The following is a 22,896-nucleotide window of genomic DNA, read 5'->3' on the forward strand; positions in this document are numbered from 1 at the left end:
GTTAGGCCTGCTCCTGAGCAGCCAACTCTGCCGGGTGGAGTTCCTGCAGAGCCTTAACGCTCATCTCACCGTTGCGCAGTGCCAGAATGCCCTGCAGTGCGGCGACGGCCCCCTGAGCGGTGGTCACACAAGTTACGCCCTGGCTCACAGCAGCAGCGCGAATCTCATATCCGTCAGAGCGTGCGCCAGCAGAACCGGACGGGGTGTTGATAATGATGTCAACCTCACCGTCGCGAATCATGTCGACGATGTCGCGCTCGTCCGTCGGCGCATCGGAATCAGTCGTACGCTTTGCGACGACCTCACACTCAACACCGTTGCGGCGCAGCATACCGGCCGTACCCTCCGTTGCCAGGATGCGGAAGCCCATATCCGCCAGCGTGAGGATCGGGAAGACCAGAGTGCGCTTATCGCGGTTGGCCAGCGAGACGAAGATCGTGCCCTCGGTCGGCAGCTCACCGAAACCGGCCAGCTCGCCCTTGGCGAAAGCGGCACCAAAGTTGTCTGCCAAGCCCATGACTTCACCGGTGGACTTCATCTCCGGGCTCAGCAGGCTGTCGAGAGCGCGGCCCTCGAAGTCGCGGAAGCGGTTGAACGGCAGGACCGCTTCCTTAACCGCGATAGGAGCGTCAGCAGGCAGAGAGCCGCCGTCGAAGTTGGACGGAATCATGCCCTCTTCGCGCAGTTCCGCGATAGTAGCGCCCATCATGACGCGGGACGCGGCCTTAGCCAGCGGAACCGAGGTTGCCTTGGAGACAAACGGTACGGTGCGAGATGCACGCGGGTTGGCCTCGATGACGTAGAGGGTCTCGTCCTTGAGTGCGTACTGAACGTTCATCAGGCCCTTGACACCGATGCCGTGTGCCAGTGCCTTGGTGGATTCACGCACCTTGTCGATGATGCCTGCAGACAGAGTCATCGGAGGCAGCGCACACGCGGAGTCGCCGGAGTGAATACCGGCTTCCTCGATGTGCTCCATAACGCCTCCGAGGTAGACCTCTTCCCCATCACACAGTGCATCAACATCAATCTCGATGGCGCTGTCCAGGAAGCGGTCAACCAGTACCGGGTGCTCATTGGACAGCTCGGTAGCGCGGTTGATGTAGTCCTCCAGAGTGGCCTCATCGTAGACGATTTCCATGCCACGGCCGCCGAGGACGTAGGACGGACGGACCAGCACCGGGTAACCGATACCAGCGGCAACCTGGCGAGCTTCTGCGAAGGAGGTGGCGGTACCGAACTCCGGCGCCGGCAGCTTGGCCTCAGCCAGCACCTTGCCGAACTCACCGCGGTCCTCAGCCAGGTCGATTGCCTCTGGGCTAGTGCCGACAATCGGAACACCTGCGGCCTGCAGACGCTCCGCCAGGCCCAGCGGAGTCTGGCCACCGAGCTGAACAATGACGCCTGCGACCTTTCCGGACTGGCTCTCAGCGTGGTAGACCTCGAGGACATCCTCGAAGGTCAATGGCTCGAAGTAGAGGCGATCTGCGGTGTCGTAGTCGGTGGAAACCGTTTCCGGGTTGCAGTTGACCATGACGGTCTCGTACCCAACCCGGGAGAGCTCGAGCGCCGCGTGGACACAGGAGTAGTCGAACTCAATACCCTGGCCGATGCGGTTAGGACCGGAACCGAGGACGATGACCTTTTCCTTCTCGGTCTGCGGGGCGACCTCGGACTCAGCAGCCGGGTCCAGCTCGTATGCCGAATAGTGGTACGGAGTCTGTGCTTCGAACTCGGCGGAGCAGGTATCGACAGTCTTGAATACCGGGTGGATGTTCAGGCGCCAGCGCAGCTCGCGCACGCCGTCTTCCCCGGCCAACTCCGGACGCAGCGCAGCAATCTGGGCGTCGGACAGGCCCCAGTACTTAGCCTCACGCAGCAGGTCGGAGGTCAGCACCGGAGCGTCGATAAGCTCCTTGCGGATATCCTGCAGGTTTTCCATCTCGGCGATAAACCACGGATCCAGGCCGGAAGCTTCGTGGATCTGCTCGATGGAAGCACCCAGACGCTGAGCCAGCTCAACGTCGTAGATGCGACCTTCAGTCGGACGCTTCAGGTCCTCAAGGACAGCGTTGACATCGTTTGCGCGCTCACCTGCAAAGTCCTCATCCGGAACAGTCCAGAAACCAGCTGGCTTGTTCTCCAGCGAACGCATGACCTTACCGAGCGCGCCGATGTAGTTACGGCCGATAGCCATGGCCTCACCGACGGACTTCATGGTGGTGGTCAGCGTATCGTCAGCACCTGGGAACTTCTCGAAAGCAAAGCGTGGAGCCTTGACAATCACGTAATCCTGCACCGGCTCAAACGCTGCCGGGGTTTCAGCGGTGATGTCGTTGGTGATCTCATCAAGGGTGTAGCCGATAGCCAGCTTGGCAGCAATCTTTGCAATCGGGAAACCAGTTGCCTTGGAAGCAAGCGCCGACGAGCGGGAGACGCGCGGGTTCATCTCAATGGTGATGATGCGGCCGTCATTCGGGTTGATGGCGAACTGGATGTTACAGCCACCGGTGTCAACGCCGACCTCACGCAGAATTGCGATGCCCTGGTCACGCATGGTCTGGAACTCGCGGTCGGTCAGAGTCATCGACGGAGCGACAGTCACCGAGTCACCAGTGTGGACACCGAGGGCATCAACGTTTTCAATGGAGCAGACCACGACAACGTTGTCGTCGCCATCACGCATGAGCTCGAGCTCAAATTCCTTCCAGCCGAGGATGGACTCCTCGATCAGAACATTGGCCTCGGGCGATGCGGCCAGGCCGCCACCTGCAATACGGTCGAGGTCTTCCTGGTTGAAGGCCAGACCGGAACCCAGACCGCCCATGGTGAACGACGGGCGAACAACGACCGGAAGACCGAGCTCTGCAACAGTCTCATGGACTTCTTCCATGTTGTGGCAGACGCGGGAACGAGCGGATTCGCCACCAATCTTGGCGACGATGTCCTTGAACATCTGGCGATCCTCACCGCGCTGAATGGCCGGAATATCAGCACCAATCAGCTCGACATTGTACTTCTCCAGAATGCCCTCGCGGTCCAGCTGAATAGCTGCGTTCAGTGCAGTCTGGCCACCGAGAGTTGCCAGGACAGCGTCAATCGGGTTGCCCTCTGCAGCTTCCTTGGCCAGGATCTTTTCGATGTACTTGGTTTCAATCGGCTCGATATAGGTGGAGTCTGCGAACTCCGGGTCAGTCATAATCGTTGCCGGGTTGGAGTTGACCAGCGTGACTCTCAGGCCCTCTTCGCGCAGCACGCGGCAAGCCTGGGTGCCGGAGTAGTCGAACTCGCAGGCCTGACCGATAACAATCGGGCCGGAGCCGATAACCAGTACGTGGTTGATGTCTGTACGACGTGGCATGGTGTTAGGTCCCTTAGCCCTTTCCTACTTGTTCGAGTTTCCGGTTGCGGACTTGTTGAAATCGACCTTCTGGATCAGCGCCAGGAAGTCATCAAAGAGAGAGTGCGCATCGTGCGGGCCGGCTGCGGACTCCGGGTGGTACTGCACAGAAAAGGCCATGCCGTTCTTCAGTGCGACACCTTCCACGACGTCGTCGTTAAGGCAGTTGTGCGTAACCTCTGCCTCGCCCCACGGGGTATCGAAACTCTCGCCGGCCTTGCCTTCAAGTGCGAAACCGTGGTTCTGAGCGGTGATAAAAATACGGCCAGTGCGGTGGTCTTTCACCGGAACATTGACGCCGCGGTGACCGAAGACCAGCTTGTAGGTATTCAGGCCGAGTGCGCGACCAAGAATCTGGTTACCGAAGCAGATACCGAATAGCGGCATGCCGTCATCGAGGGCAGCCTTGGCGACCGCAACCATCTCATCAGCAGTTGCCGGGTCACCCGGGCCGTTGGACAAGAAGACACCGTCCGGCTGGTATTCCTTCTTAATATCTTCGTACGGAGTGTTAGCCGGAACAACTACGACTTCCAGGCCACGCTTAGCCAGCTCACGCGGGGTGTTGGACTTGATGCCCAGGTCGTAGGCCACAACACGTGCCTTCTTCTCCCCCTGTGGTTCCACGACATAGGCCTCATCGGTGCTGACCTCGCGAGCCAGATCCGCGCCCTTCATCGCAGGCTGAGCGCGAACGATTTCCACCAGCTTATCGACGGGCTGCTGTGCGTCCTCACCGGAGAAAATACCAGCGGCAATCGAGCCATTGTCGCGCAAATGGCGAACCAGCGCGCGGGTATCAATCTGGCGGATACCGATGATGCCCTGTGCCTTCAGTTCATCTTCCAAGCTGCGCTCCGAGCGCCAGTTGGAGGGAATGCGCGACAAATCGCGGATAATAAAGCCAGCTGCCCAAATCTTGTTTCCGCGGGACTCGTAGTCCTCATCGTTCCAACCGGTGTTGCCGATCTGTGGTGCGGTAGCCACAATCAGCTGGCGGTGGTAGGACGGGTCCGTCAGGGTTTCCTGGTAGCCCGTCATAGCGGTGGTAAAAACTGCCTCACCCAGGGTTGTACCGGTGGCGCCGAAACCGCGTCCGCGGAACACTCGGCCATCTGCCAATACCAGGACTGCCGCTGTAGCGGCCGCGGCCTGCGACTCGTTGCTCACGTTATTGCCTTTCAGTTGGGTAGCGTGCGAGGAATTTACATTAATCATACGGGACGCATGTGAATTTTTATGCGTTGACATGAATATTATCCAGCGACCTCTCCGTTAAGAGCGGTCACCTTACCGCGCAGCACGGTAGCTGCCACGGACACGGCCATCTCCATTTCCTCATAAGGAGTGTTCTCGGACTTCGACGCCAGGTCTTCGCCGCGGACCGTCCACTTTTTGCCCGGGTCAACAACGGTCAGGTTGGCAGGCTCACCGACAGCAATCGGACGGCCGTGCCCCGGTAGCTTCACGATTTGAGCGGGACGCTCACTCATGACCTTGGCCAGCCAGCGCCAATCACAATCGCCCTTCAAAACGAACTCTTCGGCGATGATTGGCATCGAGGTCTCCAGACCAAGCATGCCGGGCTTAGCGTGCTCGAACTCGCAGCACTTTTCTTCAGAGCCGTGCGGAGCGTGGTCGGTAGCGACACAGTCAATGATCCCGTCAATCAGAGCCTGACGCAGAGCCAGGGTGTCGCGCTGCTCACGCAGCGGCGGATTGACGCGGTAGACGCCGTCGTAGGTCTCCAACTTCTCATCGGTGAGAATCAGGTGATGCGGGGTAACCTCGGCGGTCAGCGGAATATCATGCTCCTTTGCCCACTTGACCAGCTCAACCGTACCTTCGGTGGAAGCGTGGCAGATGTGCATGCGTCCGCCGTAGTCGCGAGCCATAATGGCATCTCGGGCCACGATGGACTCCTCAGCTACGCGCGGCCACCCGGTCAGGCCGAGTCGTGCGGCGGTCGGACCTTCGTGAGCCGATGCATCTGCGGTCAGACGCGGATCTTCGCAGTGCTGCGCCAGCAATACGTCTTCGCCGCGGGCGTATTCAATCGCGCGGCGCATAATCAGCGGATTATCAACGCACTTACCGTCATCGGAGAACATGCGTACCTTCGCCTGCGAGTCTGCCATCATGCCGAACTCAGTCAGCGTCTCGCCCTTCAGCCCCTTAGTAATGGATCCGACCGGGTGAACGTCGCAGAGGTTCAGCGCCTGGCCCTTGAGCCACACCGACTCAGCAATCGAGGGGTCATCGGTTACCGGCGCGGTATTGGCCATAGTGAACACTGCGGTGAAACCACCGCGTGCTGCGGCGGCGGAACCAGTGGCCAGGGTTTCCGTATCTTCACGGCCCGGCTCGCGCAGGTGCACATGGATGTCAACCAGGCCTGGCAAGAGAACGAGGGAGTCGAACTCCAGGACCTCTACCCCGTCCTCGGCCGTGAGATTTTCACCAATCTCAGCGATAACGCCATCTTCGATCAGAACGTCGACATCTTCGCCTTCACCGTAGGGACGCACACCCTTCAGCAGCAGCTGTCCCCTCGCGGACGCTGCCAGCGGTCCTACCTCGGGGTACGAGGCTTCGTCATACTCATTGCGATTCGACATTTATGCCTGTCCTTCCAAGTTGGCGGAAACACCTGAGGTCAGCAGTGTGAAAAGAACTGCCATACGGACGTGGACACCGTTGGCTACCTGCTGCAGCACGGCAGTGCGCGGCAGATCAGCGACGGCATCGTTAATTTCCATGCCACGAAGCATCGGGCCTGGGTGCATCACAATGCAGTCGTCGCGAAGCATCTTCTCGCGAGCCTTCGACAGCCCGTAGCGAGTGGCGTATTCGCGATGGGATGGGAAGAAGCCTCCGTTCATGCGCTCCTGCTGAACGCGGAGCATCATCACGGCATCAGCATCTCGGATCTCGTCTTCCATGCGGTAGGCAACACGCACCGGCCAGGTCTCGATGCCAAACGGCAGCAACGTCGGTGGCGCGACGAAGACGACCTCGGCGCCGAGCTTGCTTAGCAGATCGGCGTTAGAGCGAGCGACGCGAGAGTGCAAAATATCGCCAACGATGACGACCTTGCGCCCCTCAATTCCACCGAGGCGCTGACGCAACGTCACCGCGTCCAGGAGAGCCTGCGTCGGGTGCTGGTGCTTTCCGTCACCCGCGTTGATGATCGATGGACCGTTGCCAAATTCCTCAGTCCACTTGGCGATCAGCTGTGCCGCGCCCGACGATGGGTGCCTAACGACGATGGCATCGCCGCCGATAGCATCCAAAGTCAGCGCGGTGTCTTTCAGACTTTCGCCTTTCTTCACAGAGGAAGAGGAAGCCGAGATATTAATAACATCGGCGCTCATCCACTTACCCGCAGTCTCAAAAGAAGAGCGGGTACGCGTGGAGTTCTCGTAAAAGAGGTTGTAAATAGTGCGGCCGCGCAGGGTCGGCAGCTTCTTAATTTCCCGACCGCGGATGACCTCCTTGAAACGATCGGCCTCATCCATCAGGCCGACAATTTCATCCTTGGTCAAATCCGCAATGCTAATCAGGTGTTTCACTGTTCCTCCGCCCGGGTGAGAATAACCGCGTCACGGCCGTCAAGTGCCTCTACCAGCACATCGACGTCTTCGTCGCGGGAAGTTGGCAGATTCTTACCGACGTAATCGGCGCGAATTGGTAGTTGACGATGACCACGATCAACCAGCACTGCAAGCTGAATTACTCGCGGGCGACCCATGTCAGCAATAGCGTCGAGTGCGGCACGAATTGTGCGACCTGAGAAGAGGACATCGTCTACGAGAACAACGGTGGTGCCGTCGATTCCGGAGTTTGGAATGTTCGTGGGCTGCAGGGCGCGGTGCGGGCCCTTGCGCAAGTCATCCCTGTACAGGGTGATATCAAGCGATCCAGTTTCCGGGCGAATGCCGGAGAACTGTTCAATCAAATCGGCTAGCTTCTCCGCCAGCGGTACGCCACCAGACGGAATACCGAGGAGAACTACGCGCCCAGCATTTGGGCTATCCAGCGCAGTTTTTTCAATAATTTGGTGCGCGATGCGCGCGATGGTACGTGCAACTTCGTCTGCATTGAGCAGCTCGGTTGTTTGCGGCGTTCCTTCGCTCATCGTGACCTCCTTCCCCGCCTCTCAGTGCGGTCCGTTAAAGGATGTCTTGATTGTGGATATTTGATTATCAGTTTGCGTGACCCGCAACTACGGTCGCGGTGCAAACTTCCGCTGACCAGAATAGCACTCACACTTAAATTGCCTCTAAATGCAACAAAACTCCAAGCCCCCAAAAAAGGGACTTGGAGTTTCAGACAATCCGCGAGAACCGACTGTGATCGGCTCGCAGTGAGCCCGGCCGCTTTGATTGGCTAGGACCCGTTCTCGCTCTTAGCCACGTCTTCAGCCACCAGCTTGGCAATATCGCTCATGTCCAGGCCGGTAATCTTAGCCATCTCATCGGAGTCAGCCAGTGCCTTGTCAGCTTCCTCATTTGCAGCAGCCTGTGCCTGAATAGCCTCGTCGAACTGGGACTCGCCCACCGAAGTGCTAACAGCTGCTGCTGCCAGGCGTGCCTGGTCGGCAATCTTGGCCTCGGCATCGAGAACTGCGTTGATGTACGGTGCCGCCACATCAGTGGAGTATTCCGATGCCAGCTCAACGCCTTCCACCACGGCCACACGCGGAGGCACGTCGGAGTTGTAGAACAGCTCCCAGGTGGAAAGACGCAAAATAGCACGGTCGACTGCCGGTAGGCGACGCAGCGGCCACTCCTCCGTCAGGTACGAAGAAATCGTCGAGTCGATACCGATAATTTCCGCAGCTACACCGCGCACGATCTGCTCGGTGTACTCCGCAATTGGATTCACATCCAGATCGGGATTACGGACCATTTCCAGCCGCTCTTCAAGAAGCTTGACGACGTCGACGCCTCGCTGCTCGGCCTCAAATAGCAGATCTACCGCACGACGGCGCGCACGGTAGCGCGCGCCGTGGCGCTTGTAGTTAGGTTCGCGAACTTTCGCGGACTCCTGCGCATCCGGGGTCTCGACGGACTTGTGATCCTTTTCAGTCATGGATGTGTATGTATCGCTCTCAACAAAAGGGTGAACTAGATGAGGGAATTAGTGGTTGACGCGGGACAGGTAGGAGCCGTCACGGGTGTCGACCTTCAGTACGTCGCCGGTTTCGATGAACAGCGGCACCTGAATCTCAGCGCCAGTCTCCAAAGTTGCCGGCTTGGTGCCACCGGTGGAGCGGTCGCCCTGCAGACCCGGGTCGGTCTGCTCAACCTTCAGTTCAACCGAAACAGGCATTTCAGCGAAAAGAACGTTGCCCTCATGGAAGGACACCTGGCAGGTGGTTTCCGGAAGCAGGAACTTAGCACCCTCCGGCATCTGAGCGTCCAGGATGGAAATCTGGTCGTAGGTCTTGTCGTCCATGAAGACGTATCCTTCACCGTCGTGGTACAGGTACGTCATGTCGCGACGGTCGACGGTAGCAGTCTCAATCTTGACGCCAGCGTTGAAAGTCTTGTCAACAACCTTGCCGGTCAGAACGTCCTTCAGCTTGGTGCGGACGAATGCCGGACCCTTACCTGGCTTGACGTGCTGGAACTCCACGATCTGCTGAAGCTTATTGTCGTGCTTGATAACTAGACCGTTTTTAAAATCTGCGGTGGTAGCCAACTAAACTCTCCTGAAATTGTTAAAAAGCTCTCTGACGAAACCACGATACTCCGTATCTCATCGAGAGAAAAATAAAACGCCGTGATGTTAGGCCCGCGGTTTCGGCAGCTGCGTAATAATTTCCGGCTCGGTGTCGGTGATAATCAACGTATCTTCGATGCGCACACCGCCGAACCCCGGCACATAAATACCAGGCTCGATGGTCAACGTCATGCCAGCTGCCAACTTCCCCTTGCCGGTGCGAGCAGCAAATGGAGCCTCATGCACCTCAATACCGATTCCGTGGCCGGTGGAATGAACGAAGTGCTCCCCATAACCAGCCTTTTCAATAATGTCCCGGCATGCTGCGTCTACAGCCACAACATCAGCCCCTGGCACGGCCGCTTTTACGCCAGCCAGCTGGGCTTCCAGCACGACATTGTAAATCTCTCGGGCCTTCTCGTCTGCGAACTCCACCCCGGCAACAATCGCGCCGTCCAAATCTGACGACGTATTGTTCGGACCGTTTTCGCTTGACGACGTTCCCGCCTCACCGGCAAAGAGGGTACGTGTCATATCTGAGTTGTAGCCCCCGGCAAAGGCGCCAAAGTCAATAGTGACCAGGTCACCTGCCTCGATTACGCGATCTTCCGCTCCGTGGTGTGGCTTGGCGGAATTCGGGCCGCTCGCGACAATCGTGTCGAAGCTTGGCCGATCGGCGCCATGCATGCGCATGCGGTACTCCAACTCTGCGGCGACTTCGCGCTCCGTGCGGCCGGCGACCACGATGCCGTCGTGAAGCAAGTCCTCGAATGCGCGGACCGCGATGTCGGCGACGTGGCGCAGAGCGACGAGTTCTGTATCGGACTTGACCTCCCGCAGTTTAGAGACGACGCCCGTAGTCGATACCAGCTCGAGTGCCTGTGGCCGGGCATCCTCTAGCTCTTGATAAGCGGCCATAGTGAGGAACTCAGATTCAACACCAAGACGCGAGATATCCAGCTTTCGGCATTGACCGACGAGTGCCACGCCGGTGTTGCGGGCGGTGAGTAACTCCACGTCCGGTGCCTGTTTGCCAGCCTGAACCGTATAGCGGCCGTCGGTGGAAAGCAGCGCTTCCCCACTGGCCGCAACAATCAAACCAGCATTCGAGCCGTGGAAACCTGTAAGCCAACCAACATGCGTCGGATCGACTGTGAGGAAACCGTCGCAGTCGTTGTCGGACAATGCGTCGATAAGAGCGGCTCGGCGGGCGGCGTAGTTCGTGGAGATATCTGTCATAGTTTCGTACTCACCCTTCTCAGTGCCATGGAATACCCATCAGTTCCGCATCCGACGATAACGCCCGCGGCAAGCGCCGACAGGTACGAGTGGTGCCGAAACTCCTCCCGGGCGTGAATGTTTGAAATATGGACCTCGTGGAAGCCCGCGCCGTCGGCAATTTCGGCAAGCGCGTCACGTAGGGCGACGGAGGTGTGTGTCAACCCCCCTGGATTGATAATGACTGGCCAACCGTAGTCGGCAGCTTCGTGAACCCACTCGATGAGTTGACCTTCATAGTTGGATTGGCGGCAATCCACTACGACGCCAAGCTCCTTGGCTAGGGTGCGAAGTTCAGATTCGACATCGGCCAAAGTAGTGGCACCGTAAATTTCTGGCTGACGCTTGCCCAGACGATCGAGGTTCGGGCCGTTCAGAACAAGCACGGTCGGAATCGCCGTTGTGGCATCAGTTGCTGCGCGAAGAGAGGTCATGAGCGGGCTGACTCCTCTGATGCGGCGTGCCCATTGTTGCAGAGCAGTTCGTATGCACGCTCGAGGTCATCCATTCCCGGGCCTTCAAGACGGGCTGTTTCACCGGGGTTTTCTAGAATAACGAAGCGGATCGCACCGTCGCGGTTCTTCTTATCCCTGGTCATCGCATCGTAGAGCTCGGTAAAACGACCTGTCTGGTAGGTCGTTAGCAGACCAATGGACTCTAGGATGCGACGGTGGCGGTCGACGAGTTCCTGATCAATATGTCCGGTGATCTTGGCCAGCTCGGCAACATAAACCATGCCTACAGCTACGGCATGGCCATGGCGCCAGCGGTAGTTTTCAAAGTGCTCAACGGCATGACCGAAAGTGTGGCCATAGTTCAGGATCTCACGGAGGCCAGATTCCTTCAGATCCTCAGCGACAACGCGTGCCTTGACAGCAATCGCGCGCTCGACCAGTTCTGGCAGGTCACCGTCAACATCGAGGCAGGCCTGCGGGTTTGCCTCGTAAAGATCGAGAATCTTCGTGTCCGCGATAAATCCAGCCTTGATAATCTCTGCCGAGCCCGCGATCAGCTCGGCCTTCGGCAAGGTGCGCAGGACATCAAGGTCACAGAACACCGCGGCAGGCTCGTGGAAAGCGCCGACCAGGTTCTTGCCGGCTGCAGTGTTGATACCGGTCTTACCGCCGACAGCTGCGTCGACCATGCCGAGCAGCGTCGTCGGGACCTGGATAACCTTCACTCCACGCATCCACGCGGCGGCGACGAATCCACCGAAGTCTGTAGCTGCACCGCCGCCAATCGCGATTACCGCGTCACGCCGGCCCAGACCGCGTTCACCAAAAGTGTCCCAAACTGTTTCAGCAACTGCGAGCGTCTTGCCCTCCTCCGCATCCGGAACCTGGATGCTGAAGGAGTCGACTCCTTTGTCCGCCAGAGCCTTGATGACGCCGAAGCTCAGCTCTTGAACGCTCCCCTGGTGAATTACCGCAACCTGGGAAGCAAAGGTAGCGGCCTCCGCAATCTGCTCGGTGAGTCCATGCCCCATGGTCACCGTGTACGGCGATGGGCCTTCAACACGGATTGTGCGGGTTGAGTTCATTGTCAGTCCCTAGTCGTTAGCGTAAGAAATGTATGGAGTTGCTGGTTATACGGCAGTGATTAGCTGCCGCCTTTTAAGAGTCGCCAGTTAAGCCTCGTCGCAGGTTTCATCGAGGTAGCTGAGGATCTCGGCCACAACGCGCTGCGGGGAACGTTCGTCGGAACGCACCTTGAAAGTGGCTGCATCTTCGTAAAAAGCTCGGCGAGCCTCATAGAGCGCGCGGTAATGAGCCTCAGGATCATCCGCCTGGAGCACCGGGCGCGAATTGTTACCCGCTGTACGACGGACACCCTCTGCAATGCTGATCTCGAGGTAGACGACGTTATGGTCTGCCAGCAGGTCACGGGTCGCCTGCGAAATCACGGCACCACCGCCAAGTGAGACGATTCCGTCGTGGGTCAGAGCCTCCGCCACGATTTGTTCCTCGATACGGCGGAATTCCGGCTCTCCCAGCTCGGAAAAGACTTCCCCACAAGTCTTGCCCATGCGCTGTTCAATCATCTCATCGGTATCGGTGAGTTTTGTGCTCAATGCACGAGACAGTCGACGACCGATGGTGGACTTTCCCGATCCGGGCGGTCCGACAAGGACAATAGTAGGAACGGACATTCCCCTCGTTTTACCCTTCTTCGTGTGCGCGACTGTGGCGCTATTTCCAATCAAGGCGACGTCGAGTCTGCTCCAAGTAGCCCTCAACGTTACGCTTGGTTTCCTCCAGGCTATCGCCGCCGAACTTTTCCATCACTGCACGCGCCAGTACCAGCGCGACCATTGCCTCTGCGACAACACCGCCGGCCGGGACCGCGCAGACATCAGAGCGCTGGTGGATTGCGGTAGCTGCATCGCCGCTGGCCATATCGACGGTCTTCAGCGCACGCGGAACGGTCGAAATTGGTTTCATCGCAGCACGCACAACGAGAGGTTGAGCATTAGTCATGCCACCCTCCAGGCCACCGGCGCGGTTAGTTTCCCGATCCACGCCGTCGTCGGTACGCACCATTTCATCGTGAGCCTCGGTGCCACGGCGACGGGCTTCCTCAAAACCGTCGCCGATCTCCACGCCCTTGACGGACTGAATTCCCATCAAGGCAGCCGCAAGCTGCGAATCCAGACGGGCATCACCGGAAATGTGCGATCCCAGACCCACCGGCAGACCGTGGACAACGACCTCGACGATGCCACCGAGGGTGTCGCCCTGCTTCTTGGCGGCCTTGATTTCGTCAATCATCGACTCCTCCGCAGCTGCGGAGAATGCACGCACTGGCGACTCGTCAATCTTGTCCTGATCAGCGAAGGTCGGCAGTGGCCCCTCGCAGGGCTCCGAACGACCGATGGAAATAACGTGGCTGACAACTTCCACACCGAGAGTCTCACGCAGAATTGAGCGTGCCACAACCGATGCCGCCACACGTGCTGCAGTCTCGCGAGCCGATGAACGCTCCAGGATGTTTCGAGCATCGGTGTGGTTGTACTTCAGCATGCCGTTGAAATCGGCATGCCCCGGGCGCGGGCGGGTTAAGGTGGCGCCACGAGCTGTATCCAAAACAACTGGGTCAACTGGATCCGGGCTCATGACCTCAGTCCACTTGGGCCATTCGGAGTTGCCGACCATAATGCCAATCGGCGATCCCAGCGTCTCACCATGTCGAATGCCAGTCAGCAGGGTGACCTCATCAGCCTCAAACTTCATTCGCGCCCCGCGACCATAGCCGAGGCGGCGGCGTGCGAGGTGGCGTGATACGTCATCTGTAGTCAGGGGAAGTCCGGCTGGCGCGCCTTCTACGAGAGCGATAAGCGCTTTGCCGTGAGATTCACCCGCGGTAGTCCAACGAAGCATAGGTATCATAATGTCACGTTTGCCGTACTTCTTGTGCATTTGGGGGCATACAAGTTTCAAATATGCCCCAATTCATCGCCCCTGGTCTACCGCTTCAGGGGACTTGTAGGTACCCTCCGCTTATCCCCCACACAATGGCGGTTGCTGCAAGCATCGCAGGCCCATGAGGCACGCTCGCCGGTACAGGCGCTGTTTTTGCTTTACGACGGTCACCCCAGCCCCGCTTTCCCGCGGTGACTCCTGCCATGAGGAGAGTGAGTCCGGCAGCCAACAGAATTGCCACTGCAATCCAAATTGCTGTCGCCACTGGCTCGCCCGATACCAGACCGACACCGCCCCCGAGAATTGCTGCGAGCTTCACATCTCCAGCCCCCATAGAGCGTGGGTTGAAGATGAAGACTGCTACATAGAGGCCAAACCAGAGGCCTATTCCTGTTCCTATGGCTGCGACTGCACTGGCGAGATTGTCAGCCAAGGTGCTCTTTTGCTGGAGCACCATTCCAGTGGTTGCTATCAGACCCACTGCCCCTAGCACTAACCACCAGTTCGGTAGTCTTCGCCGAGTCACATCCAACCAGCAGCCAATACCGCCCCAGCCGAGTACAAGCATCACGACTAGGAAATAGAAAACCCGGTCAAGGTAGACCGGGTCAATCCTGTGCTGTCCAATCGGAGACAGCCCTATCTCAGTTATTCCCCACCCCATAACTTTGGGATTGTAACGGTTGTAAGCTAGTTCGGCAGCGCTGCACGCATCGCCTCGACATCGGGAGTGCGTCCAGTAAACTGCTCAAACTGTCCCACCGCTTGATGTAGCAACATGGACAATCCACCGACCGCCTGTGTCCCTCCGCGTTCCGCTGCTTTCACAAGTGGGGTTGGCCAGGGATTGTAAATGACGTCGAGAATCTTCGGTGCTCGAGCGAGGTAGCCAGCAACCGACTCAATTGCGGCTGACGGCACCGTAGAGACCAGCACGTCGGCATTACCAGCAATATCTGCCAGGTTTGGAACATCAAAAGTCACCCAAACAAATTCCATCCCCAGCGCGGCAGCTAATGGTTCAATGTCATATGCGCGCTCGGAGCGCGCTACCACGGTCACATGATTGACCCCCAGCTGCGACAGCGCCCAAAGTGCCGGCCGTGCTGTGCCACCGGCACCAACAACAACGGCGCGGCCACGTGGTGCGTTCGTGCAGTCTATCTCGCGCAGTGCTCCCAGTACGCCGTCGCCATCGGTGTTGTCGGCAAACCAGTCCGAATCGCGACGGACCAGAGTGTTCGCTGAACCTATGAGCCGTGCGCGCTCACTGACTTCATCGGCGAAGTCCAGCGCGGCAAACTTGCCGGGCATCGTGACGGAAAACCCCTGGAAACTGGGGTCTGCGCCACCAACGACGTCGGCAAGCTCTTCGGCGTTGCATCGGATGCGGTCATAGTGCCAGTCATTCATTCCCGCAGCGCGGTAACCGGCGTTGTGAATAGCCGGCGAGTACGAGTGATCAATCGGATCTCCCAGCACGGCTGCGCGATGAGTTATAGGCATAGGAGTTCTACCTCTTAGCGGTTGGAATCCAGCACGCCATTGTTGCGTGACTCGTCGATAGCGGCCTCGTGCTCTTCGAAGGTCGTGCTAAAGACAGTATTTCCTTCCTTGTCCACCGTGACAAAGTACAGCCAGGTGCCGTCTGCCGGATTTTCCATGGCACGAATCGCCTCGATGGAGGGCGAAGCAATGGGGGTTTCCGGCAGCCCCTCCTTGGCGTAGGTGTTCCACGCGGTCTTTCGCGCGCGGTCCTCATCCGTGGTTGCGATTTCCTGATCTGGCAGGTCGTAGTTGACTGTCGAGTCGAACTGCAGCTGCATCGGTTCGTCGAGACGGTTGAGAATAACGCGAGCGACCTTATCGAAGTCGCCATCTGGGGCCTCCATCTGGATCAAAGAAGCTGCGGTAATCAGCTCGTATGGAGTAAGACCAACCATGTCCGCTGAAGCCATGAGACCCGTGTCCTCATAATTCTTCACCGATTCCTTGACCAATTTTGCCAGCATCTGTTCGGGCGTCTGCTGCGGGTCAAGGTGATGAATACCCGGCGTAATGAGTCCCTCAAGACGACGAGGGTCGTTGCCACGCGCAGCTACCGCGTCCCGTGCCCATTCTGGAACACCCAGCGCGGCCAAATCGGCCTCGCCAGCAGCACGTTCGAGATCGGCCTTGGACACGCAGTCATTGTCCTCAACACAAGTGGCCTCAGAAATAAGCGAGAAAATTCCCTTACGTACATCTGATGAGGACACAATGCGGGTATCGGCGAAACGGGCGCCAGTCGGAATGTCAACGGTACCGACCTGATTTTCCACATCCAGAAGAGCCTCGACGGTCTCGTCGGCCTTCATCCGCTGATGGAGTCGGTAGAAACCAGGCTGCAATTCACTTGAATGAGAGTTCTCATTCGCGGCCTGGATGAACGCACGGGAAGACTTGACGACGCCGCTTTCCACCAACTGGTTGGACAAATCAGTAAGTGACGTGCCTTCACTGACCTCAACAATCGTCAATGGACCCTCAGCTTTGCCATCGTAATCGTCAACAATGCCGCCACGATTCCAGACGAGGCCAATCACTCCGAGGACCAACACGCATAACAGGACAGAAGTTACATTGATTGCCACTGCCGTTTGGCGGTGACGAACTCGAGGCTTTGCCCCACCGCTGCGAGCACCAGCGCGGTCCCGGTCGGCACCGCCGCTATCAGTGCGGCGCGCAGTCTGCGCGTCTTTACTCATCAATAATCTCCTCGAATGCAGCTCACTCTCCCATCGGTATCAGCAAGGAGTCTTCCCATTCAGGTACGACACGCGACTAATAACGACTGGTGCGACATAGCTTTACGACGAAGTCGTAGCACTAGGTTGCATTGTAGGTGTGAATCGCCACTTCAACTTTTCAAATCCTATGCACGCGACAAACGTGCTTAGGTATTACACACTTAATAATTGCGCAAAGGTGGGTGAATTGTCACCTTTCGGTAACTTTTGTGTGCCCCTACTCGGTATTTTCGTCCAAAGCTTTTGCCCGTCTGTCCAACCAGGACTGCAGAATTTCTACTGCCGCAGCCTGGTCAATAATCTTCCGACCGGACTTAACATCAATACCTGCTGCGTGCAGTCGTGATTGGGCCATTACCGTCGTCATCCGCTCGTCGGCGTAATGCACTACGACTCGATCACCGAGTCGGCGCTGCAGCCGGAATCCAACGTCAGTAGCTTTCCGCGCAGAAGTCCCGAACGAGCCGTCGAGCATAAGGGGCATGCCGACAACAATCTCGACGACCTCAAGTTCAGTGGCAAGTTCCACGAGCCGGTCAATATCCGGCCCGTCAGGATCTTTTCGCCCCGTTGCTCGAGTGACTGTTTCAACCGGGGTCGCCAGGATACAGTCGGGGTCAGAGACCGCGACGCCAACGCGGACATCGCCGACGTCGATTCCGAGCCGTCGACCCCGACCAGGATCATCCTGACCGGGGGTATCAATACGGGGCTTAGCCATTGTTTACTGCTCTTCCGATAGCACAGCCGTTAATTGGCTACTTGGACAGTTCGGCCTCAACCGCGGCCAATGCTGCGTCGATTCCGGAAGCATCAGAGCCGGAGCCCTGTGCCATTGCCGGTTTACCGCCGCCCTTGCCGCCGACCTCAGCGCCCATCAGCTTCACCAAATCGCCGGCCTTAATACCGCGATTGACGGCTTCATCCGAAACCGAGGCCACAAACGGAACCTTGCCGCCAGCGTTGGAAACCAACGCAATGACGCTTGGGCGATCCGCAAGGCGCTTCGCCAAGTCATTAGCCAGCGAACGGATGTCCTTCATCTCCGTACCGTCGGGAAGCTTAAGGCCGAGGTAGGTGACATCGCCGATGGTGCGAGCGGACTCCAGGTGAGACGCGGCATTGGCCAGCAGCTGTCCGGCCTTGAAATCAGCGAGCTGCTTCTCTGCAGCCTTGAGCTTTTCAGCCAGTGCTGCAATGCGGTCTGGCAGCTCAGCAGAAGGAGCCTTGAATTCAGTGGCCAGTCGTTCAGCCAGGAGACGCTCGGTGGACAGGTAGCGGAAGGAATCCATACCCGAGTAAGCCTCAATACGGCGCACGCCCGATCCGACCGAGGACTCGCCCAGCACAGCTACCGGACCAATCTGCGAAGAATGCGAAACGTGGGTACCGCCACACAGCTCAATTGAGAACGGGCCACCGACCTCGACAACGCGGACGATGTCGCCGTAGTTCTCGTTGAACAATGCCATGGCACCAGCTGCCTTGGCCTCTTCCAAAGGCATCTCGGCAGTATTGACAGCCCAGTCGTTGTCGACAGCCTCATTGGTGATCTGCTCAATCTCACGGAGCTGTTCCGGTGTGAGCTGCTCACCGTACTTGAAGTCGAAACGGAGGTAGCCCGGCTTATTCATGGAACCAGCCTGAGTTGCAGTATCCCCCAGTACCTGACGCAGAGCACCGTGAATCAAGTGAGTTGCAGTGTGCGCCTGACGAGCACCGTGACGCCACTGCTCGTCGACCAAAGCTTCAGCAGAGACACCCGGAGTGAATTCACCAGCGGTGACAATGCCCTTGTGCAGCCACAGTTTCTTGCCCACCTTTTGAACATCGTTGATGTGGACCACAGCGCCGGAATCAGTCACGATACGACCACGGTCAGCCAGCTGACCGCCGGCCTCGGCGTAGAGCGGAGTGCGATCGAGGATAACCTCAATCTCATCGCCCTCTGCGGCAAACGACTGCTTCTGGCCATCGGCAATGATGCCAAGAATCGTGGATTCGTCGGCAAGCCGATCGTAACCAGTGAAGGACGTCGGGTGTTCATCGATGAACTCGCGGTAGACATGCAGGTCGGTGTGAGACTGCTTCTTTGCCTGGCTGTCGGCCTTTGCGCGCGCACGCTGCTCAGCCATCTCGCGATCGAATTCCTCGCGGTCGATGGTCAGGCCGGCCTCTTCGGCCATCTCGATGGTCAGGTCGATTGGGAAGCCGTGGGTGTCATGCAGGGTGAAGGCGTCGTGACCGGATAGAACGGTTTTACCCTCTGCCTTGGCCTTGGTGGCAGCACGTTCGAACAGCTCCTCACCGGCGGACAGAGTCTTGGTGAAGGTCTTTTCCTCGGCGACGGCGACGCGGCGAATACGGTTCCAGTTCTCCGCGATCTCTGGGTACGACGGGGTCATGGTCTCGGCCGCAATACCAATCAGCTTCTCCAGCACTGGACCGTTAGCGCCGAGCAGACGCGCAGAGCGGATGATGCGGCGCAGCAGGCGACGCAGGATATAGCCACGATCGGAGTTCGAGGGGGTGACACCGTCGAGCATCAGCATCAAGCCGGTGCGGCTGTGGTCAGCGATGACGCGGAAACGGATGTTGTCCTGGTGGTTGGAGCTGTACTTCGAACCGGTGAGCCGCTCAGCTTCGTCGATAACCGGACGCAGCAGATCGGTTTCATAGACGTTGTCGACACCCTGCAGCAGAAAAGCAACGCGCTCGATGCCCATACCGGTATCGATGTTCTTCTTCGGCAGCGGGCCAAGAATCTCGAAAGAGTCCTTGCCTGTTCCTTCGCCACGCTCGTTTTCCATGAAGACGAGGTTCCAAATCTCGATGTAGCGATCCTCGTCCGCCTCTGGGCCACCGTCAGCGCCGTACTCCGGGCCGCGGTCGTAGAAAATCTCTGAACACGGGCCACACGGGCCAGGCACACCCATGGACCAGTAGTTGTCCGCCATGCCTCGGCGCTGAATGCGCTCTTCCGGCACACCAACCTTCTCGTGCCAGATGTCATGAGCCTCATCGTCATCGAGGAAAACCGTCACCCACAGCTTCTCAGCCGGGATGCCAAAGCCGCCGTCCTCAACAGCACCAGTCAGAAGGCTCCATGCATGAGTGATGGCACCTTCCTTGAAGTAATTTCCGAAGGAGAAGTTACCCGCCATCTGGAAGAAGGTGTTGTGGCGGGTGGTGATACCCACCTCTTCAATGTCCAGTGTGCGCACGCACTTCTGAATTGAGGTCGCGGTGGAGAAGTCCGGAGTCTCATTGCCGAGGAAGTAGGGCTTGAACGGCACCATGCCGGCATTAACGAACAGCAGGTTCGGGTCATCCAAAACCAGGGAGGCACTGGGGACCTCGGTGTGTCCCGCCTTTACGAAATGCTGGATGAAGCGATTTCGAATTTCATGAGTCTGCACGGTGTTCTACTTCCTCGTTTCACGTCGAGCGTCCGAGATGTTTAATACAAAACTAGCAGTCTACCCGCTCGGTTCGAGCAACTTTAAAACCACCCCACCGGCACCCCGTAGATTCCGACCGATCTCGCCTACTTCGATTTCCGGCGGCTCCCCCGGATAATTCGGCGAATGCGTCCGAGGTATTCAGCCATGCCGTTTTCACGACCGTGATTGGATGGGACGAAATAATCAGTGCCCACCAACTGATCTGGTGGATACTGTTGGGCGACGACACCCATGGGGTCATTGTGCGGGTAGATATAGTCCACCGCGTGACCAAGGTCCTTAGCCCCGCTGTAATGTCCGTCGCGCAAATGTGGTGGCACCGGTCCGGTCTTCCCGGAACGAACATCCTTCAATGCCCCGTCGATTGCGCTTATGACCGAATTCGACTTCGGTGCTGTTGCCAAGTGAATCGTGGCCTGCGCCAGCGTCAGCCGGGCTTCCGGCATCCCTATCAAGGCAACTGCCTGCGCCGCGGCGACGGCGGTTTGCAGAGCTGTCGGGTCGGCCATACCGATGTCTTCGCTGGCCAGAATTACGATTCGTCGGGCAATAAACCGAGGGTCTTCCCCACCCTCAATCATCCGCGCCAGGTAATGCAGGGCAGCATCGACATCAGATCCGCGGACGGACTTAATAAACGCGCTGGTGACGTCGTAATGCTGGTCGCCGTCGCGGTCATAGCGAACCACGGCTCTGTTGATCGAATTGGCAAGCGACTCAGCGGTAATCTGCTCACCATCGGCGACGGCTTCTGCGGCTGCCTCGAGGTACGTGAGGGAACGACGAGCATCACCAGCTGCCAGCGCAATGAGCTGTTTACGTGCATCGTCTGTCATACTGACGCGACCATTCAGGCCGCGCTCATCGGTAAGTGCTCGATCAATGAGCGTGCCGACGGCTTCGTCGTCCAGTGACTGCAACTGCAACAGCAGTGACCGACTGAGCAGCGGGGACACCACTGAGAAGGATGGGTTTTCCGTCGTTGCCGCGACGAGAAGGACAATCCGGTTTTCCACGGCACCCAACAGGGCATCCTGCTGGGTCTTGGAAAAACGGTGCACCTCGTCGATGAAGAGCACCGTTTGAATGCCCTGGTTAACGAGTGTGCGACGAGCAGTATCGATAACCGCACGCACTTCCTTCACTCCTGCATTAAGCGCGGAAAGCGCTTCAAAGTGTCGTCCGGTCGCCGCGGAAATCAAACTGGCGAGAGTGGTTTTGCCAGTTCCAGGAGGGCCGAACAGAATAACGGAAGTGTCGCCGCCACCTTCGACCAGACGGCGCAACGGTGCTCCGGGGGCTAACAGGTGGTCTTGACCAACGACTTCATCGAGGTTTCGCGGTCGCATCCGAACCGCCAACGGCGCGTGTGCACCTGGGTGAAAGTAGGCGCTCGCATCGGAGTTCAGGCCAGTGCTTGCTGGCCCCGCACTCCGACCTTGGCTCTTGGCCGCTGTAGGTCCGGCGACCGAAGGCTCGTCGAAAAGCCCTGGAGCGTCATCGGCGGAGCCGTTTGCACCGCCTGACGGCAGCTTATTCGGATCCGCCACGTGTGCCCTAGCCTTCCTCTTGCTCTAAGAAATCGATGACTGCATGCGCGAACTGTTCCAGCTCGTCGGCACGATCGTCCTCACACTTATGGGCGAACTGTGCAATCGCGCGAGCCGTGTTAGCCATGTCGCGCCGCTCCAGTGCTGAGCCGCCAACTTCCGGCTTCAGGTCCGTGCGTCCTTCATGCCCCACCCACAGCGCTTGTTTTGGAGAACCGAAGAAGGAAACCGTTGCGGAGATGAAAAACCAACCGAGCAACGCCGCAGCGATGAACGCCATCAAACGGCGGTCGCTCGTGCCGCGATACCAATGGTCACGAATCTCTTCCATCCAGGCACGGACAAACACGTCGACCTCTGCCTCCGATGGACGCTCCACGAAAACGTGCAGCGGGAAGCCTGCGACGACGCTGGCCACGTCGAAGATGACATCGCGGTAACCAGCCCACTCATAGTCGAGGAACTGGACCTTATCCGCCAGCAGAATGTTGTCCGGGGCGAGGTCAAACGGAGTAAACGCCCTATGCGTGCCCTTCTCAATTCGACGAGCAGCATCCTCACCGAAAGAGCGCACAGCGTCGGGAACAGGAATGCCGGACCCCTCGACAGCTCGCATACCAAAGCGAATCCCCGACACAATGCCGTGGTCACGCGCCTCGAGAGCCTCGCGATCGACCTTGTTCTTCACCCACATACGACGACGCAGGGTCTCAAATCCCTCTTCACGAGTATGCGTGTGAATATGCATCCGACCCAGCGAAGCGCCGAGGCTGCGGAATGCGCGCAATCGTCGCTCTTCATCGCCACGAAAGAGTACGTCCGCAAGAGTGTCCACGACACCGACGTCGCTGAGAACCAATAGCTGCTTTGAAACATCGTAAGCAAGAAGCTGAGGCCCCGGGCGGACGTCGTCAGGCAGTGTATTGATGAACTGGTACGCCACGACTTCCCGTAAAACGGCGGGATCGACGCCTTCAGTCGTCGTAGGAATTTGCTTTACGACGACCGTGCGTTCCTGCATAAAGGGATTTGTGGCGACCCGTACGCGGACAACAAGAGCGTTTGACTGACCTGTAAGTACTTCTGGATCCGACAACACTGGAGTGCCGCCGAATCGTGCGGAAAGCAGTGTCTCTGCATCTTTAACTACGCTGTCAACTTCTGCTGCAGCGTCGTCCGAGTACTCCATTGAATGCCCTTTCAATGAGCCAGTTTCAGTCAGGCGATACGGATGTTGCGTTGTGGCCAGTACCGCCTTGGTTAGGAGGA

At 58.2% G+C, this 22,896-nt stretch carries 18 protein-coding genes and 1 pseudogene; all 19 read right to left on the reverse strand.

Annotated elements, in window-relative coordinates:
- Position 1 precedes the first annotated feature (1 nt).
- The 19 genes and pseudogenes from carB to HMPREF2849_RS04180 all read right to left on the reverse strand — a co-directional run bounded on the left by carB (position 2) and on the right by HMPREF2849_RS04180 (position 22,816).
- A complete protein-coding gene (gene carB, locus HMPREF2849_RS04090; protein WP_070862632.1) occupies positions 2-3,361 on the reverse strand; it encodes a carbamoyl-phosphate synthase large subunit in 3,360 nt (1,119 codons plus the stop codon).
- Positions 3,362-3,385: 24 nt separating this feature from the next.
- Complete coding sequence (gene carA, locus HMPREF2849_RS04095; protein ID WP_371259590.1) at positions 3,386-4,618, reverse strand: glutamine-hydrolyzing carbamoyl-phosphate synthase small subunit; 1,233 nt, start codon at positions 4,616-4,618, stop codon at positions 3,386-3,388.
- A 38-nt stretch (positions 4,619-4,656) separates the two neighbouring features.
- Positions 4,657-6,018 carry a dihydroorotase gene (locus HMPREF2849_RS04100; RefSeq protein WP_049193729.1) on the reverse strand — a complete coding sequence of 454 codons (1,362 nt, stop codon included), beginning with the start codon at positions 6,016-6,018 and terminating at the stop codon, positions 4,657-4,659.
- Complete coding sequence (locus tag HMPREF2849_RS04105) at positions 6,019-6,972, reverse strand: aspartate carbamoyltransferase catalytic subunit (RefSeq protein WP_016422709.1); 954 nt, start codon at positions 6,970-6,972, stop codon at positions 6,019-6,021.
- Positions 6,969-7,538: a bifunctional pyr operon transcriptional regulator/uracil phosphoribosyltransferase PyrR gene (gene pyrR, locus HMPREF2849_RS04110; protein WP_049193730.1), complete on the reverse strand. Its 570-nt coding sequence runs from the start codon at positions 7,536-7,538 to the stop codon at positions 6,969-6,971. The genes HMPREF2849_RS04105 and pyrR overlap by 4 nt, the downstream gene beginning before the upstream one ends.
- Before the next feature lie 434 nt (positions 7,539-7,972).
- Positions 7,973-8,494, reverse strand: a pseudogene (gene nusB, locus HMPREF2849_RS04115) (transcription antitermination factor NusB); the annotation flags it as partial.
- A 48-nt stretch (positions 8,495-8,542) separates the two neighbouring features.
- Positions 8,543-9,106 carry an elongation factor P gene (efp, locus tag HMPREF2849_RS04120; protein WP_016422706.1) on the reverse strand — a complete coding sequence of 188 codons (564 nt, stop codon included), beginning with the start codon at positions 9,104-9,106 and terminating at the stop codon, positions 8,543-8,545.
- An 87-nt stretch (positions 9,107-9,193) separates the two neighbouring features.
- Positions 9,194-10,366 carry a M24 family metallopeptidase gene (locus HMPREF2849_RS04125; protein ID WP_070653108.1) on the reverse strand — a complete coding sequence of 391 codons (1,173 nt, stop codon included), beginning with the start codon at positions 10,364-10,366 and terminating at the stop codon, positions 9,194-9,196.
- Positions 10,363-10,839 carry a type II 3-dehydroquinate dehydratase gene (gene aroQ / locus HMPREF2849_RS04130; protein ID WP_016422704.1) on the reverse strand — a complete coding sequence of 159 codons (477 nt, stop codon included), beginning with the start codon at positions 10,837-10,839 and terminating at the stop codon, positions 10,363-10,365. Before aroQ ends, HMPREF2849_RS04125 begins: the two co-directional genes overlap by 4 nt.
- Positions 10,836-11,945, reverse strand: coding sequence for a 3-dehydroquinate synthase (gene aroB / locus HMPREF2849_RS04135; protein WP_070862633.1), 1,110 nt, complete (start codon positions 11,943-11,945; stop codon positions 10,836-10,838). Before aroB ends, aroQ begins: the two co-directional genes overlap by 4 nt.
- A gap of 87 nt (positions 11,946-12,032) precedes the next feature.
- Positions 12,033-12,554 carry a shikimate kinase gene (locus tag HMPREF2849_RS04140; protein ID WP_070858631.1) on the reverse strand — a complete coding sequence of 174 codons (522 nt, stop codon included), beginning with the start codon at positions 12,552-12,554 and terminating at the stop codon, positions 12,033-12,035.
- 40 nt (positions 12,555-12,594) lie between these two features.
- Positions 12,595-13,782 carry a chorismate synthase gene (gene aroC, locus HMPREF2849_RS04145; protein ID WP_180802971.1) on the reverse strand — a complete coding sequence of 396 codons (1,188 nt, stop codon included), beginning with the start codon at positions 13,780-13,782 and terminating at the stop codon, positions 12,595-12,597.
- Between the two features lie 94 nt (positions 13,783-13,876).
- Positions 13,877-14,488, reverse strand: coding sequence for a prepilin peptidase (locus tag HMPREF2849_RS04150; RefSeq protein WP_049190770.1), 612 nt, complete (start codon positions 14,486-14,488; stop codon positions 13,877-13,879).
- Between the two features lie 26 nt (positions 14,489-14,514).
- Positions 14,515-15,330 carry a shikimate dehydrogenase gene (locus tag HMPREF2849_RS04155; RefSeq protein WP_016422699.1) on the reverse strand — a complete coding sequence of 272 codons (816 nt, stop codon included), beginning with the start codon at positions 15,328-15,330 and terminating at the stop codon, positions 14,515-14,517.
- Between the two features lie 14 nt (positions 15,331-15,344).
- On the reverse strand, positions 15,345-16,571 hold the full coding sequence (gene mltG / locus HMPREF2849_RS04160) for an endolytic transglycosylase MltG (protein WP_070602568.1): 1,227 nt from the start codon (positions 16,569-16,571) through the stop codon (positions 15,345-15,347).
- Positions 16,572-16,830: 259 nt separating this feature from the next.
- Positions 16,831-17,334, reverse strand: coding sequence for a Holliday junction resolvase RuvX (ruvX, locus tag HMPREF2849_RS04165; RefSeq protein WP_049193736.1), 504 nt, complete (start codon positions 17,332-17,334; stop codon positions 16,831-16,833).
- Between the two features lie 37 nt (positions 17,335-17,371).
- Positions 17,372-20,032: an alanine--tRNA ligase gene (gene alaS, locus HMPREF2849_RS04170; protein ID WP_070862634.1), complete on the reverse strand. Its 2,661-nt coding sequence runs from the start codon at positions 20,030-20,032 to the stop codon at positions 17,372-17,374.
- Between the two features lie 128 nt (positions 20,033-20,160).
- On the reverse strand, positions 20,161-21,486 hold the full coding sequence (locus HMPREF2849_RS04175) for a replication-associated recombination protein A (protein WP_224433708.1): 1,326 nt from the start codon (positions 21,484-21,486) through the stop codon (positions 20,161-20,163).
- A 148-nt stretch (positions 21,487-21,634) separates the two neighbouring features.
- Entirely contained in the window at positions 21,635-22,816 is a 1,182-nt protein-coding gene (locus tag HMPREF2849_RS04180) for a phosphotransferase family protein (protein ID WP_016422694.1), read from the reverse strand.
- Positions 22,817-22,896 lie beyond the last annotated feature (80 nt).

It is taken from the genome of Corynebacterium sp. HMSC073B01 (assembly GCF_001838255.1).
GTDB lineage: Bacteria > Actinomycetota > Actinomycetes > Mycobacteriales > Mycobacteriaceae > Corynebacterium > Corynebacterium jeikeium_D.